The organism is Rhodopirellula sp. UBA1907, from assembly GCF_002337565.1.
Classification (GTDB): domain Bacteria; phylum Planctomycetota; class Planctomycetia; order Pirellulales; family Pirellulaceae; genus Rhodopirellula; species Rhodopirellula europaea.
This window is the reverse complement of the sequence record NZ_DDGH01000099.1, coordinates 3,586-18,131: the sequence shown is the minus strand read 5'-3', so window position 1 is coordinate 18,131 and position 14,546 is coordinate 3,586. Positions and strand designations below refer to the sequence as shown.

The 14,546-nt window shown below is 56.2% G+C and carries 12 protein-coding genes; 5 read left to right on the top strand and 7 right to left on the bottom strand.

The window, feature by feature from the left end:
* Positions 1-45: 45 nt before the first annotated feature.
* The gene (locus B2R17_RS24665) at positions 46-537 is read right to left on the bottom strand and encodes a DUF3859 domain-containing protein (protein WP_008659314.1); all 492 of its coding nucleotides are present in this window, start codon (positions 535-537) and stop codon (positions 46-48) included.
* Positions 538-603: 66 nt separating this feature from the next.
* Between B2R17_RS24665 and B2R17_RS24660 the strand changes: the two genes are divergently transcribed.
* Positions 604-1,854 (top strand): serine hydrolase domain-containing protein, encoded by a 1,251-nt coding sequence (locus B2R17_RS24660; RefSeq protein WP_286766111.1) that lies wholly within the window; start codon positions 604-606, stop codon positions 1,852-1,854.
* Between the two features lie 1,560 nt (positions 1,855-3,414).
* On the opposite strand, the gene B2R17_RS24655 is transcribed toward B2R17_RS24660, so the two are convergent.
* The 3 genes from B2R17_RS24655 to B2R17_RS24645 all read right to left on the bottom strand — a co-directional run bounded on the left by B2R17_RS24655 (position 3,415) and on the right by B2R17_RS24645 (position 7,894).
* Positions 3,415-4,176: a YggS family pyridoxal phosphate-dependent enzyme gene (locus tag B2R17_RS24655; RefSeq protein WP_286766110.1), complete on the bottom strand. Its 762-nt coding sequence runs from the start codon at positions 4,174-4,176 to the stop codon at positions 3,415-3,417.
* A 103-nt stretch (positions 4,177-4,279) separates the two neighbouring features.
* Positions 4,280-6,022 carry a hypothetical protein gene (locus tag B2R17_RS24650; RefSeq protein ID WP_286766109.1) on the bottom strand — a complete coding sequence of 581 codons (1,743 nt, stop codon included), beginning with the start codon at positions 6,020-6,022 and terminating at the stop codon, positions 4,280-4,282.
* A 393-nt stretch (positions 6,023-6,415) separates the two neighbouring features.
* A complete protein-coding gene (locus tag B2R17_RS24645; RefSeq protein ID WP_286766108.1) occupies positions 6,416-7,894 on the bottom strand; it encodes a PQQ-binding-like beta-propeller repeat protein in 1,479 nt (492 codons plus the stop codon).
* A 145-nt stretch (positions 7,895-8,039) separates the two neighbouring features.
* Here B2R17_RS24645 and arfB point away from each other — a divergent pair, with 145 nt between their 5' ends.
* From arfB to B2R17_RS24625, 4 genes are all read left to right on the top strand, one after another.
* Positions 8,040-8,468, top strand: a complete 429-nt coding sequence (gene arfB / locus B2R17_RS24640) for an alternative ribosome rescue aminoacyl-tRNA hydrolase ArfB (protein WP_008654577.1) — start codon at positions 8,040-8,042, stop codon at positions 8,466-8,468.
* Positions 8,469-8,575: 107 nt separating this feature from the next.
* Complete coding sequence (locus B2R17_RS24635) at positions 8,576-9,310, top strand: UvrB/UvrC motif-containing protein (RefSeq protein ID WP_008669472.1); 735 nt, start codon at positions 8,576-8,578, stop codon at positions 9,308-9,310.
* 15 nt (positions 9,311-9,325) lie between these two features.
* A complete protein-coding gene (locus B2R17_RS24630) occupies positions 9,326-10,738 on the top strand; it encodes an ATP-binding protein (protein WP_008669471.1) in 1,413 nt (470 codons plus the stop codon).
* A 172-nt stretch (positions 10,739-10,910) separates the two neighbouring features.
* On the top strand, positions 10,911-11,576 hold the full coding sequence (locus B2R17_RS24625) for a response regulator transcription factor (RefSeq protein ID WP_007329169.1): 666 nt from the start codon (positions 10,911-10,913) through the stop codon (positions 11,574-11,576).
* A 205-nt stretch (positions 11,577-11,781) separates the two neighbouring features.
* Here B2R17_RS24625 and B2R17_RS24620 read toward each other — a convergent pair whose 3' ends face one another.
* From B2R17_RS24620 to rlmN, 3 genes are all read right to left on the bottom strand, one after another.
* Entirely contained in the window at positions 11,782-12,498 is a 717-nt protein-coding gene (locus tag B2R17_RS24620; protein ID WP_286766107.1) for a hypothetical protein, read from the bottom strand.
* A gap of 573 nt (positions 12,499-13,071) precedes the next feature.
* On the bottom strand, positions 13,072-13,704 hold the full coding sequence (locus B2R17_RS24615; protein WP_236615937.1) for a hypothetical protein: 633 nt from the start codon (positions 13,702-13,704) through the stop codon (positions 13,072-13,074).
* Positions 13,705-13,826: 122 nt separating this feature from the next.
* The coding region (rlmN, locus tag B2R17_RS24610; RefSeq protein WP_286766106.1) for a 23S rRNA (adenine(2503)-C(2))-methyltransferase RlmN at positions 13,827-14,546 on the bottom strand (720 nt) is incomplete at its 5' end.

Sequence of the window (14,546 nt, the reverse complement as noted above, 5' to 3'; positions counted from 1 at the left end):
ACGACAGGCTGGAAGCCTATCCCACTTCAAGCCTATCCCACTGTCTTACGAAGCTTCTGCCACATCCGATGCCGGGACAACCTCAAAGGTTTTCTCGGCAATGATGTTGCCATCGATCTCCAGCCACATCTGCCACGGGCCCAATTTGTCTTCGATTGGGTCCCAGACTGTGTCGCCTAAGTAGAAGTTCCAATCATTGGTTTTGACGTACACGGAACCATCAAACGGCGCACGAGTCTTGCCCTGTTCATCCTTGATGCCGGGGTGATCAATGCAAAAGAACAACTCTTGGTTCTTCGCACCCTTGATGTTGACGATGAATCCAAACTCAACGTCGACACGTGCCGGGATGGTTGTTGTGCTACGGATGAACCGCGGCAGTTCTTTGGATTCCCCGTCCCACTTGGAGTGAATTCCGAACGTACGCATCCGTGTTTCGATTTTCTTCTTCGCCAACGATGGTTCTCGATTCGAGGGGCGTTTCAGTTCAAGCGACTGGCTCAGGCATGTCCGCGTCGCGGTTTGCCACCATGCCATAAATCCGTGACGAAGAAAATCCCGTGCCGCGGGTGAGCGAACATCGCGTTCGTCAGCCCGAATAGAATGTTTCGTTTGGCATCGAGCTTTGATTTCGATGCTTACAAGTTTTTCGGCAACTGCGAAGGCGAGATCATGCGTTGGATTTTGGGTGCATTGGTGATGAGTTTGTTAGCCGGAAATATGGCGGTCGATCACGCTCAAGCAAACGATCCCGAAATCCCGGCGATCACGCAGTCAATGCAGCAGTTCGTGGCGGACAAGGAAATCGCGGGAGCGGTCACGTTGGTGGTCGGCCCGGAATCGGTGAAGCACGTCGGTGTGGTCGGAATGGCTGACGTCGCCAAGGAAACACCGCTGAAGCGAGACACTCTGTTTTGGATCGCTTCGATGACCAAGCCCATCACCGGGGCTTGCGTGTTGATGCTGCAAGATGAAGGCAAGCTGTCGGTTGACGATCCGATTTCCAAGCATCTGCCAATGATGAAGAAGCTGAAGTTGGCTGATGGCACGCCTGCGAACATCACGATTCGTCACTTGATGACGCACACTTCGGGCATGAGCGAATTGCCGCGAGAAAGTGCCTACACGGATCCCACGCTGGAGATCGTTGCAAAACGATACGCTGAGTTGCCGGTGATGTTCGAACCAGGCAGCCAATGGCGATACAGTCAAACCGGCATCAACACCGCCGCTCGAATCGTGGAAGTGGTTTCCGGGATGACTTTTGATCGCTTCGTGGAGGAACGAATTTGCAAGCCGCTGGGGATGGCCGACACGACGTTTTACTTGTCACCGGAGCAACACCAGCGATTGACGAAGACGTACCGCGTTGTCGAAGGGGACGGTGCGAAACCAAAGCGTCTGGAAGAAGACACGATCAGTGTTTTATCCGGTGACACAGCGATGAACCGCAACCGATTCCCCGCAGCGAACGGGGGTTTGTTTTCCACGGCGGACGACTACGGCAAGTTCTGCCAGATGCTGTTGCGAGATGGCCGGGTGGGCGATGAACAGTTGTTGTCCGTGTCCGCTGTGCAGCAGATGCGAACGATCTGCACCGGTGATTTGAAACCCGGTTTCACCCCCGGCAACGGATGGGCAATCGGTTGCTGCGTGATTCGCGAACCGCAAGGCGTGACCGAGGCATACACGCCGGGAACGTTCGGTCACGGTGGTGCTCACGGAACGCAGGTTTGGATCGATCCGGAGAATGAAGTGGCGATGATCCTGATGGTCCAGCGAGCCAATTTTCCGAACGCGGACGCCTCCAAAGTACGGCGAGCGTTTGGCGAAGCGTTGATGCAAGCTTTGTAGGAAGCAATTTGCAATCGCTCGTAGGCCATGTTTCACATGGCGAACACGCCGATGCTTTGGAACAAAGCGAGTCGTGCTTTCGTGTGTTCTTGCGAGAGCGGCGTTTGCCGACGAAGAGCGATCGCCAGGCGGGGCCTGGCCTACGTGGTGGGGTGGATTGCAAAGTGCAAATTGACAAATGCAAATTGCAAAGTGTTTTTGGTTTGACATGATTGCACCGATCAGCAATTGCCAATTTGCAATGTCCATTTTGCACTTTGCAATCGCCCGTAGGCCATGTCTTACATGGCGGCTACACCGATGCTTTGGAACAAAGCGAGTCGTCTTTTCGTGTGTTTTTGCGAGAGCAGGATCGATCGGCGGAGGACGATTGCCAGGCGAGGCCTGGCCTACGTGATGGGATGGATTGCAAAGTGCAAATTGTTCAATGCAAATTGCAAAGTGTTTTTGGTTTGACATGATTGCACCGGTCGCCAATTGCCAATTCGCAATGTCCATCTTGCAATCGCCCGTAGGCCATGTCTCACATGGCGGCCACGCCGATGCTTTGGGACAAAGCGAGTCGTCCTTTCGTGCGTTTTTGCGAGAGCAGGATCGATCGGCGGAGGGCGATCGCCAGGCGGGGCCTGGCCTACGTGGTGGGATGGATTGCAAAGTGCAAATTGACAAATGCAAATTGCAAAATGTTCGTCGTTCGGCAGGCGTCATTCCACCGGTCAGCACTTGCCAATTTGCAATGTCTATTTCGCAATTTGCAATCGCCCCGTAGGCCATGTCTCACATGGCGGCCACGCCGATGCTTTGGGACAAAGCGAGTCGTCCTTTCGCGAGAGCAGCATGGATCGGCGGAGGGCGATTGCCAGGCGAGGCCTGGCCTACGTGATGAGATGGATTTCAAAGTGCAAATTGTTCAATGCAAATTGCAAAGTGTTTTTAGTCCGACCTGATTGCAACGGTCGGCGATTGCCAATTTGCAATGTCTATTTCGCAATTTGCAATCGCCCGTAAGCCATGTCTCACATGGCGGCCACGCCGATGCTTTGGAACAAAGCGAGTCGTTCCTTCGTGTGCTTTCGCGAGTGCAGGATCGCTCGGCGGAGGACGAACGCCAGGCGAGGCCTGGCCTACGTGATGAGATGGATTGCAAAGTGCAAATTGTTCAATGCAAATTGCAAAGTGTTTTTGGTTTGACATGATTGCACCGGTCGCCAATTGCCAATTTGCAATGTCCATCTTGCAATTTGCAATCGCCCCGTAAGCCATGTCTCACATGGCGGCCACGCCGATGCTTTGGGACAAAGCGAGTCGTCCTTTCGTGTGCTTTCGCGAGAGCAGCATGGATCGGCGGAGGGCGATCGCCAGGCGAGGCCTGGCCTACGTGATGGGATGGATTGCAAAGTGCAAATTGTTCAATGCAAATTGCAAAGTGGTTTTGGTTTGACATGATTGCACCGGTCGCCAATTGCCAATTTGCAATGTCCATTTTGCACTTTGCAATCGTCCGGTCGGCCCCAGAGTCGAACAACGGTCCTACTCTAAGCCGGCCTCTCACAACTGTCATCAACCAGTCGGCAGAACACCTTGGAACAACCGCGTGCCGATGCGGACCAGCGTGGCTCCTTCGGCGATCGCGGCGGGATAGTCGCCGCTCATTCCCATCGACAACTCAGGGAGCGAGACTCCCGTGGCCGATTCCATTTGATCGCGAAGTTCTCGCAATTTGGCAAACTGTTTTGCGGCAGTGGACTCGTCAGTGCCCCAGCCCGCCATCGCCATCAAGCCTTTGATTTGCAGCCCCGCGTTGGAGTTGGTCTCGAGACTTTGCCAGTGGACCAAGAGTGGTTCCAGTTGGTTGATCGGCAATCCGGTTTTGGCTTCTTCTTCGCTAACATTGATCTCGATCAAGCCATCGATCGAGCGTGATTGAAGCAAGCATTCATTGTGCAACGCATCGAGCAACCGTTCGCTGGCGATCGCGTGAACGAGCGGTTCTGAGGGAAGCAGACGCCGGACTTTGTTGCGTTGCAAGTTGCCGATTTGGTGCCAGCGAATGGTGGCATCATCGAGCGTTTGGAATTTGCTCTCCAGCAATTGCGGCCGGTTCTCTCCCAAGTCATGGCAGCCGGCTTCGACGAGCCAGCCCGTGATTTCTGGGTCGACGTATTTGGTGACTCCGACGACTCGAACGCTGTCGGGGGAACGACCGCACCGCTTGGCGGTTTCAGAAACCGAACTTCGAACCGAATTCCAATTGTCCAGGATCAGCGACTTCGCAGTCGCTTCGTCGCACGCCATCTGTTGTTTCGAGATTGGTTCAGCCATGCAGGCGTTTTAGCACAACACCAACAAGTGTGGCATAGGCTTCCTGCCTGTGAGATCGCGGATGTCGGTTCGAATCACAGGCTGGAAACCTATGCCACTTGCTTTAAGCGATGATGCTTCGGCGATTGTTGACGTAGTCCCACAGCACAAATCGATCGAGGTTCTTTCCGCTGGTGAAGAACACTCGCCCGCGAGTCGATTGGGCCATCCGGTAGGCGAACCGAATGTCTTCTTCGCTCTGCGACCAACTGGGGATCAAGAAGATGTTGATCGTGATCCCTTCCTTGGCGCAAAGCTGAGCCTCACGCATCGTGGCGGCTTCGGTTTGTGGATCGGGTGGATACAGCATGTACAGCCACTCGCCTTCGAAGTGCGCGGTTGGCAAACCGTCCGTGATCAACACGACTTGGCGATTGGGCGTGTCGCAAGTCGCCAGATTTTGTCTGGCCATTTGCAACGCGTGTTGGATGTTGGTGAAGTGCGGATGGATCTCGTGCTCGCTGATGTCCGGGTTGCTCATGTCGCACTTCAAGCGAACCCAAGGATCATGAATCGTGACCTGTTTGGGCATGCACTCGATGATTTCACCCGGCGTCCGCAGTTTCGCGAACGTGTACATCTCGATGAACTTCAGGAAGTCGCCGGGGTACTCGCTGTTGATCAATCCTTGCAGTGCCAGCGCCATGCGTTTGACGTTGATATATTGGCCCTCGTACCGCATCGACCCGCTCATGTCCATGATCACCGCCGTGGCGGCTTTCGGATGATTGCGAGTCTTGTGGACCACGATGTCGTCGCCGTGCAGTCGCAGCGGGCGTTCATCCTTTTGACGCAGCAACGCGTTGATGATTGTCTGCGGCAAATCTAAGTTGGCGACGCTGTCACCGAACTCGTACGGTTTGGTCTGTTGCAGTTCCACGGCTCCTTCGCCGACCACATCACCTTCGTGACGCCCGGTGCGTGACGGATCGAGTTCGCTGAAGATCTGCTCGAGCAATCGGCCTTGGAAAATCTTGTAGGCTTGCGGTGTCAGGCGAAAACCGGATCCGTCCTTGTTGCGTTCGAGGCCTTGCCGTTCGGCTTGTTCTCGCATCAGGTTTTCGACTTGTCGTCGCATGTCCTCGAGCTGTTCCATGTCGCCCGGTTGTGCGAACTCGCTCAGCATTTCCATGTCGATCAAACCGATCTGAGCAGTCTTCTCGGCTTCTTCGAGTTGCTGCAACAGTTCGTCGATCTTTTCGAGTTCTTCTTTGATCTCGAGTGCCTTGCGGATCGACATCGATTCATTGCCGATGAAGTCATACTTCGTGGCCAGTTCTTCGATGTTGTGCTTGTCTTCCATCGCCGAGCCGGTCGCCAGCAAGTTGCGGGCGAGGTCTCCGTTGTCGTCGCCGGACTGGTACCACAACCGTTCAATCATGAAGGGTTGTTCTTGATTGATCGCCATTTGGAAAAGCTTTTCCATTTTGGCAGGCGGTTTCACTTTCTTGGCGGCTTGGTGGAACGCCTTGCGAGCCTTTTTCTGAACCGTGCGAGCTTCGTACGTTTCCAGGATTTTGCGTTTGCGATCCTCCAGCAGCGCTTTCAAAAAGTCGATGCTCGGTCCCAGGCCCGCGATTTGGCTTGGATCAAGCTTCACCGCGTTGGCGAGGTCTTCCTCGGACAGCTCTTGGAAGTTGCCGTACATCAACGCTTGCTCGAACGCGGGCGACACGAGGTCCGGCGGCGGTTGGCTGGGTGGTGGGAAAGCGACCGGGTCGTACTTTTGATAGGCGTGGATCACCCCACCCACGGGTTCGCGTCGGTCGCGAGACGGCGAATCGGAATTGGGTTTTGAAGTGTCCATGAATTGTTTCGTTGGGAGTTCAAGCGATGGGGCGGCACCCGGCGAATGACCGGAACGTCATTTTACGGAGCTGCAAAGCGACGCGTTCAAAGAATCGGTCGATCTGATCCGTAATGCGTTGCCAATTGCTACGTACGACCGCCTTCCAAGGCGGTCGAAGTCATGCCACAGAATCGAGTCGACGGTCTTGGAAGACCATCGTACAAGGTATGGCGCGACGGTCTCGGATGACCATCGTACGAGAGGTTTGGCGAGGTAGTTGCCGTAGGCTGGGCTTCCAAGCCCGGCCTGAATCCTGGTCCAGCAACATCAAAGTTGAAGTCGACAATCTTGGAAGACCATCGTACGGGTTTTGGGCGACGGTCTTGGAAGACCATCTTACGGGGCAGTGACTCAGGACGGATTGTGTTCTGGCAGTGCCAGGCAGAGGACGGTTCGGTCGCCGCGGATGAGCATGCGATCGCCGACGATCACGGGGGCGGACCAGCAAGGGAATTGCAGGGCTGGACGGTCGCCAGCGGTGAATTCGAGCTCCCAGACCGCCAGCTCATCGAATCGATCCGGTGTCGCACGGACAATGTGTAGCGAGCCGGTCTCCTTCAGCACCAGCAAGACGTCGCCCAATCGTGTCGAGGTGCTGCGTCGTCGATCGAGGGCGGTCCACTTCACCTCTCCGGTAGCGAAGTCGATGCATCGAAAATCACTGTCCGGTGCATTGCGGCCGCTGCATGCGTAGAGGTAGCCACCGTGAAGGATCGGCGTCGACATGTGTGACCGCAATGCCTGCGATCGCCGACGACCCACGGGATCTTTCCAAACGGTTTCAAACAGGGCTCGGTCGTTTTCGACGTTGATGTCATAAACCGCCGCGCCAGCGTCGTAGCACTCGCTGATCAGCACACGATTGCCATCGACGATTGGAACCATCGCATTGACGCTCTCCAAGATGTCCGCTCGATGATAGACCTTCCCGAGCGATTGACCGTCGGTCGGATCCAGCACCCACAAATGATCGCGAGCGAACATGAGCAAGTATTCCTTGCCGCCAATCGTGATGGTTCGTGGGCTGCTGTAACTGGCCAAGTCATCTCCGCCGGTCCATCGTACGTCGCCGGTTGATCGATCCAGTGACACCATCAACGTGCCTTCGGGAACGACTCGATCGAGTCGCCCAGGGGCGAGAGCTTGTTGCTCATCGGGACTGCCGCCAACCATCACGATAACTTGGTCGCCAACGATCAACGGAGACGAACCGACGCCGAAGAAATTCTGAACGACGTCGTACTTCTCGTTGAGTGAATTCGTCCACAGTTGATCGCCCGACTCGCAACTCCATGCGGTCAGTTGACCAGCAACGCCATAGGTGAAGATTTGGGCGTCCCCGGATCCGTCATCCAACTCGGCGATGGTGGGACTGCATCGTGGACCCGTTTCGTAGCCGTACATGTCTCGGTAGTCGAGCGGATACGAACGAGTCCATTTGACCGCTCCGGTGGCCAGGTCAATTTTGCGAAGTCGTTCCGAATCATTGGTCGCGTCGAATTGAAAATAGTTTTCACCGCGAACCACACCGATGCCGTACCCGTCTCCCACATCCAAAGACCAATGGAACTTGGGTTCGCTTTTCCAGTTCAATGATGCGATGGAGTTGGGAGCCGATTCCGTCAACTTCGCACTGCCGCTGAAATCATCGTTGAGAAAACGTGGCCAGTCGCCCTGGGTCAGCGGCGACTGGGCTCGTCCGGTCGATATCACGACGAACGTCAAAACGATTGCACAGATGAGACAGAACCACATCGTTTGTGATCGATCGCAGGTCGGCGATGTTGCAATGGCGATGGAGCTGATCTTGTTTGGGTGTTGCGGCGTCATGAAGCGGGCTCGTGGAGCAATCATCGACCGTGGTGGGTCGGAAACAGGATTGGGTGAGGAATCGTGAATCGAAATTGAACGATCCGGTGGGAGCGGAGTCGCCGATGGTGGCTACCGCCGGGAATGCATTGTAGAACCTGAGGCCATGGCTGATTTACCCGTAACAAGTCGTTTTGTCATTCCAGAAGCGGACCTGAATTGGTCGGCGTCGCGAAGTGGCGGTCCGGGCGGACAAAACGTCAACAAAGTCAATTCCAAGGTGACGCTGCGTTGGAAACCGCAGCCGCAGACCGGATTCGACGAATTTTGGTGCAAGCGTTTCGTCACCCAGTTTGGAACTCGCATCAACAAAGAAGGGGAAATGGTCCTGCACAGCGAGGCGACACGGGACCAATCTCGAAATCTTGCCGACGCCCGCGAGCGGTTGGTCTCGATGTTGCTGGGATGTCGTTTGCCCCCCAAAAAACGAACTGCGACGCGACCGACGCTGGGCAGTAAGCGGCGACGGTTGGAAGGAAAGCGACAGCAATCCGAGAAGAAACGTCTGCGTGGAAAACCCCGTGTCGACGATTGAAGGTTCTCGTTTGGCGGGCCCTTGTTATACTGACAGGGCGCGAATCGGATGGAATGATTCTCGCCGACAATCTTCTCCACTTCGAATCTTTTTAGCGTCCCTGCTCAATGAAGCGTGCTCGGCATCTTGACGATCTTCTTCGCAACTGGGAATTCGACCCCAGTTCGCTCAACGTTCGCCTGATCAAAGGCAAAGATGATCGAGACGTCATCCAGATGCGAGTCGACATGGGCGTTCTCCAGTTGGAGACGACTGGTCGTCCCGATGGCGAATTGATCGAAGCCAGCGAAACGTATTTGCAGCATCTGCAGATGACTCGGCTGGAAAACGCGGACGCGGAACTAACCGAAAAAGACTGCAACGAAATCGATCGCGAATTCATGCAGTTTTACCACCGCCGGATCTGCTGGTTGCGTTTGCAGTTCTACCACCGTGCGGTGATGGACGCGGATCACACGCTGCGATTGATGGATTTGTGCGAGGAAATGTCGGACGACCCCGAGTGGATCTCGTCGCACGAACAATATCGACCCTTTGTGCTGTTCCATCGCACGCAAGCGGAAGCTCTTGGCGAGCTGGAAGAGAACACGCCCGAGGAAGCTATCCAGGCGATCAATCGCGGGTTGGACACGCTGCGAGAGTTCTTCGTCAAACACGAAGCGGAAGAACACTTCGACGAAGACGAATTGATCGTGCGATTGGTCGATCTTCGTGAGTCGCTTCGAAACGAATACTCGGTCGGCCAAACTCTGCGAGAACGTTTGGACGCGGCGGTGCAAGAAGAAAAGTACGAGTTGGCAGCCAGGCTGCGTGACGAGCTGACTCGCCGCGAAACCCACTGATCGGGTGAACTTGCTATGCCGCTGATCGCACCGGCGCCGTTGGGTTCGTCAACGTGGTTGTTGCAACTACGCACTTTCGCGATCGTTGGCCAGCTCATCACGATTCTCTTCGCTCGATTGCTCACACCCACTTCGTTGCCAATCGGCGCGTTGTTGGTGCTGGTGATCTTCACCGCGATCACCAATGGTGCCTACGGTTGGTGGCTGTCTCGAGCCGAACGCAACCGCGAGGAATCGGTGGGAGATTCCGCGATGGATCCCGCCACCGGCCCCAGTTCGGCGATGCCCTCGCCAATCGCTGATTCGCAGGCGAGCCTGTTGAGCGAATTCAAATCCGAGACGCCGCTGCGGTTGGCGTTTGTCTTGATGGCGATGGATTTGATCACGCTTACCGCGATGTTGTATTTGACCGGCGGAGCCGACAATCCGTTCAGCCTGTTTTACTTCGTCAACATTGCGATTGGCGGAGTCATCCTGACCGCTCCGCTGACTTGGACGCTGACGGCGCTAGCAATGCTTGGGTATGTCGCGTTGCTGATCGATTCGCGACCCGTGGCAGGTCTGACGATCCAGCCCGCTGAGACGCCCGATTGGTTGATCGCGACGCTGGATTTGCGAGATTGTGGATTGCTGTTCGCATTTGTGACCTGCGCGACGGTGCTGGCGTATTTCGTGACTCGGATTTCACGCCAGTTGCGTTTGCGAGAACAAGACCTGCGTCGCAGCCAATCCGAGCGAGCCGACGCGATGCGATTGGAAGGGCTGACGACGCTGGCGGCGGGAGCGGCTCACGAATTGGCGTCGCCATTGTCCGCGATCGATGTGGCTTGTCGCGAACTGACGCGGCACTTGGAAGACATACCAAAACCGAGATCGGTTGACGAAGACCTGTCGTTGATCGATGGGCAATTGTTGATGTGCCGGCAAATTCTTTCGCGAATGCGAGCTGCGTCTGGCGACACGGCGGCACAGCGATGGAACCGGACGACGCTGGGCGATTTGATTGACACGGCGCTGGAAGGCATTCGCGATCCGCACCGGGTCGAAATCATCGAGTCGGATGACGATGCGTCCTGGGAAGACCAACCGATGTGGTTGCCTGAGGAAGCCGTCGCTCAGGCGATTCGGAATCTGATCCACAACGGTTTGGACGCCAGCGACCCGTCCGAATCCGTCGCGGTCGAACTGCTCGTCGATGGCGATGAAGCTCGGATGCAGGTGCGTGACCAGGGGCAAGGCATGTCGGACGAGGTGCTCGATCGAGCGGGCGATCCGTTTTTCACCACCAAGGAACCCGGCCGCGGGATCGGGCTGGGGTTGTTTCTGACTCGAAACGTGATCACGCGATTGGGCGGCACATTGAAATTCGATAGCACGCCGGGGATGGGAACCGTCGCGACGGTTCGCTTACCGCTTCCGAAGGAATGACCCTCCGCCACTTGGGTTGGCTTCCGGCTCGCTGGGGTGTGATTGGTCGTTACAGACGGTTGTTGAGATGTGGTGACTTGCCGCATTCACACCGGGCGTGGGGCTGAATCGTTGCTTTCGACTGCTATACTGGAACGCCCGTACCCCCACCGACTGATGCAATGGTGCAACGATGAGTTTCTCCGATTCCAACAGTGGCAACGACGGCGTGCTGCCTTATCCCAGTCCATCGGATGTCTGCACGTCCGAAACCGTGGGTGCAGAAAGCATTCTGCTGGTCGACGACACGGTTGTGCTGCGAGAGCGGATGGCGGTGGCGATGCAGAGTCGCGGTTTTCGCGTTTTGACCGCGGGCAACTACGACGAAGCCGTGGCGGTGTTCAGTCAGTCGCCGACGGATTTGGCGGTCTTGGACTTGAGAATGCCGGGCCGCAGCGGTTTGGATTTATTGCGTCGATTGCTGGAGATCAAACCGGATTGCCGGGTATTGATGCTGTCCGGATTCGGCAGCATCCCCGCCTCGATTGATGCGGTTCGTGCGGGTGCGGTCAACTTCCTCAGCAAACCCGCTGACACCGACGATATCCTGTCCTCCTTCATTCGTGGCGAAGGCCAGAACGTACCCGAGGGCGGCTTGGCGTTCCCCGCACCGTCGCTGGCTCGCAACGAGTGGGAACACATTCATCGCGTGCTCTCGGATTGTGGCAACAACATCTCCGAAGCCGCACGCCGATTGGGCATTCACAGAAGGTCGTTGCAACGCAAGCTTCGCAAGCGTGCTCCCGAAGATCCAAAGACGCCCGCCGCGGACGAAGTCTTCGAGGACGACGAAGTCTGATCGTTGTAGTGCGCTGACTATGTAGAACGCAAACTATGTAAAACGCTGAGGCCCATCAGCGTTTCGCGACAAGACGTTCTCAGCGTTTCCAACAAGATCTTCTCAGCATTCCACCACAACCAAAACAAAACCCCGCATGTGAGAACACATGCGGGGTTTTTGATTTTCACTTCGATGGATTGAGTCGAAACTCAATCAGCACTGACTAGATGTCGGTGTTGGCATCGGGTTGTGGCACTGGAGGAGCAGCTTCTTCCACTTGGTCGCTGCTGCTTTTGACTTCTTCTGCAGCAGGTGCGGCGGGAGCAGCTTCTTCGGCTGCGGGTGCTTCAGCAGCAGGAGCTTCGTCAGCAACTGGGGCTGGAGGAGCAGCTTCTTCGGTGGCTTCGGCGTCTGCAGCAGCGTCAGCAACAGGAGCGGCTGGAGCAGCTTCTTCGGTTGCAGCAGCAGCTTCGCCGGTGACGACGCTACCAGGAACCAAAGTTTCGCCTGGAGCCAGGTCGAAGCCTTCGCTGCTTTGCATGACGGAACCTTCCATCACAGGAGCAACTTCGCCACCGCAGCAAGGAGCTGCTTCGACGACAGGAGCGGGAGCTGGTTCGCCACAGCAAGGTGCTGGAGCAGGTGCAGCTTCGCAGCAAGGAGCAGGAGCTGGTTCGCAGCAAGGTTCTGGGGCGGGCTCACAGCATGGAGCTGGGGCTGGCTCGCAGCAAGGCTCTGGAGCACAGCAGTCTTTGGCCTTCAGTTTGGCCAGCAATCCGCCGCCGCACTTGTGAGCCTTCAAGCCGCTGAACAAGCCGCCTGAGTTGCAGCATTTGTTCGAGTGCAAGAATTTGAATGCACTTGCACTGCTGCTGAAAGCCAACGAAGCACCCAACATCAGTGCAACGACGGCGGTACCCTTCACCAAATTCCGATTCATGTGTTTCTCCAGAGTAAGTTCGGAGGTTTCGGTGCGATCCGAGTTCGCACGCTTGAATTGAGGTGGCATCCGGTCACCCTGATCGATTGCGTTACACTCCGGCCGTCATCCGCTCACAAGAGGGGGTTCTGGGGAGATGCGGTGACATTACCGCTTGCAGTGACTTTGCGTTACGGTAGCTCGCTAGCAAATGTTGTCAATTGCCCAGGTCGCCCAAACTCTTGTTCAGGCGAACCTTTGCGAAAGCAGCTCGCCACTTGATCCACGCGATGACCCGCCAATTTCAAACCACGCTGTGATTGCGGACATGGCAGGCCAACGGGCAAACGAGCGTTTTCAAGCGAAATCGCAAGTGAGCCGGAGCGACTCGCATCGTAGAAGCCAATTCAGAAAGGCAACGCCGAAAACCAGGAAGGGCGGCGAAAGTGCCGCTGGGCCGTTTTCGAGGCGGGTGAGGATCCTTCCTTGCCAGTCAACGAAAAAACGCCTCGCGTGACACCCGGGATCATTTTCTCGGGAGAGCGAGGCGTCTTGGTCGATCAGAGTTCGAATTCGATCTTCGATCGCGGCAAATTACCGCTGAACCGAATCGGTCGCGGTCGCAGCTGGATTCGCAGCCGTTTGCGTTTGTTCCTGAGCATTGAGAATGCGAGCCATTTCGTCGCCGTTTTCGAAGTCCAGGATCATTTCAGGTTCTCCGGTAGCCATTCCCAGAACCATGCCCGAGATTCGCCATCCTTCGCTTTGTTGAACGACGGGCAGGACAATTTGGAATTCTTGCTTGGTTCCGTCTGCCGCGGATGGTTCGCTCCAAACGCAGTGCACCAAACGTGTTGGGTACTTTTGGCCTTCGGGCAGATGCTCCATTCCCACTTCTTCGCTGCGGGTGATGGTGACTTCAGCGTCCGGCGACCCGAGTGGTTGAACGGTGTGCCCGATCCGAGCCAATTCCGATTGAGCTCGTTCGGTCAGCAGCGTCATGGCGGTGTTTTCGGCACCACCACGGCGAATGCGGTCGAGGAACTGACCAACGACGGATTCGGCTTCTTCTGCCGATGCGGCGCTGTTTTGCGGCGTGGAAGCGGTTGTTTTGGATGCGACCGCTTCAGGGGTGGACGAGCCACAACCGGTCATCGAGATCGTCGCGACGGCGACGGAGAAACCAAGAGCAAAACGACCAACGATCCGCATGACTGAAACGGACATATTTTCCATCCCTGGAATTGAATGACTGACACACAAACAGCGATGCGTTCATCGCCAAGGTCGAGAAATAGTCAATTCAGTCCGCGGGGGTCAACACGATTGCAGAAATTCGCGATCGCGGACTAAGTCGCTGCCTTTTGACCGCCGCGGTTGCGACGAAGCTGGCCGCAGGCGGCGTTGATTTCGTCGCCTTTACGTTGGCGGAAATTGACGTTCACGCCAGCCGATTCCAAAATCGCTCGAAAACGTGCAATCGCGGCGCCACTGGGCGTTCGGTAAGGCAAACCTGCGACTGGATTGTATGGAATCACGTTCATCATCACGCTGCGACCGCGAAGAATTTGGCTCAGCTGCCTCGCGTGTTCGTCGCCATCGTTGATTCCGCCCAGCAACACATACTCGAATGTCAGTCGCCGACCGGATGCGTGGAAGTAACGATCTGCCGCTTGCAGCACTGGCTCGATGCCGATCTTCCGATTGACCGGTACCAGCTCGCTTCGCAGTTCATCATTGGGTGCGTGCAGCGACACAGCCAAGTTGTATGGGATTCCCGCGGCGGCCAATTTGTCAATCGCCGGCGGCAAACCAACGGTGCTGATAGTGATCCTTCGCGGGCTGATACCCAGACCGTCTTCGCTGCGAGCGACATCGAGTGCCGCCAGAACGCCAGGCAAGTTGGCCAGCGGTTCGCCCATGCCCATCATCACGATATGACTGAGCCGTTCGTCGGCGGGCAACCGTTGCTGCAGACGCAGCATTTGTTCCAAGATCTCGCCACCGGTCAAATTGCGATCAACGCCGTCCAGTCCGCTGGCGCAGAACACGCATCCCATCGCGCATCC

What these genes read in the sequence shown, in the direction of transcription:
- B2R17_RS24665 (WP_008659314.1), bottom strand. Translation starts at nt 537, where the DNA reads ATGGCATGGTGGCAAACCGCGACGCGGACATGCCTGAGCCAGTCGCTT.
- B2R17_RS24660 (WP_286766111.1), top strand. Translation starts at nt 604, where the DNA reads ATGTTTCGTTTGGCATCGAGCTTTGATTTCGATGCTTACAAGTTTTTC.
- B2R17_RS24655 (WP_286766110.1), bottom strand. Translation starts at nt 4,176, where the DNA reads ATGGCTGAACCAATCTCGAAACAACAGATGGCGTGCGACGAAGCGACT.
- B2R17_RS24650 (WP_286766109.1), bottom strand. Translation starts at nt 6,022, where the DNA reads ATGGACACTTCAAAACCCAATTCCGATTCGCCGTCTCGCGACCGACGC.
- B2R17_RS24645 (WP_286766108.1), bottom strand. Translation starts at nt 7,894, where the DNA reads ATGACGCCGCAACACCCAAACAAGATCAGCTCCATCGCCATTGCAACA.
- arfB (WP_008654577.1), top strand. Translation starts at nt 8,040, where the DNA reads ATGGCTGATTTACCCGTAACAAGTCGTTTTGTCATTCCAGAAGCGGAC.
- B2R17_RS24635 (WP_008669472.1), top strand. Translation starts at nt 8,576, where the DNA reads ATGAAGCGTGCTCGGCATCTTGACGATCTTCTTCGCAACTGGGAATTC.
- B2R17_RS24630 (WP_008669471.1), top strand. Translation starts at nt 9,326, where the DNA reads ATGCCGCTGATCGCACCGGCGCCGTTGGGTTCGTCAACGTGGTTGTTG.
- B2R17_RS24625 (WP_007329169.1), top strand. Translation starts at nt 10,911, where the DNA reads ATGAGTTTCTCCGATTCCAACAGTGGCAACGACGGCGTGCTGCCTTAT.
- B2R17_RS24620 (WP_286766107.1), bottom strand. Translation starts at nt 12,498, where the DNA reads ATGAATCGGAATTTGGTGAAGGGTACCGCCGTCGTTGCACTGATGTTG.
- B2R17_RS24615 (WP_236615937.1), bottom strand. Translation starts at nt 13,704, where the DNA reads ATGTCCGTTTCAGTCATGCGGATCGTTGGTCGTTTTGCTCTTGGTTTC.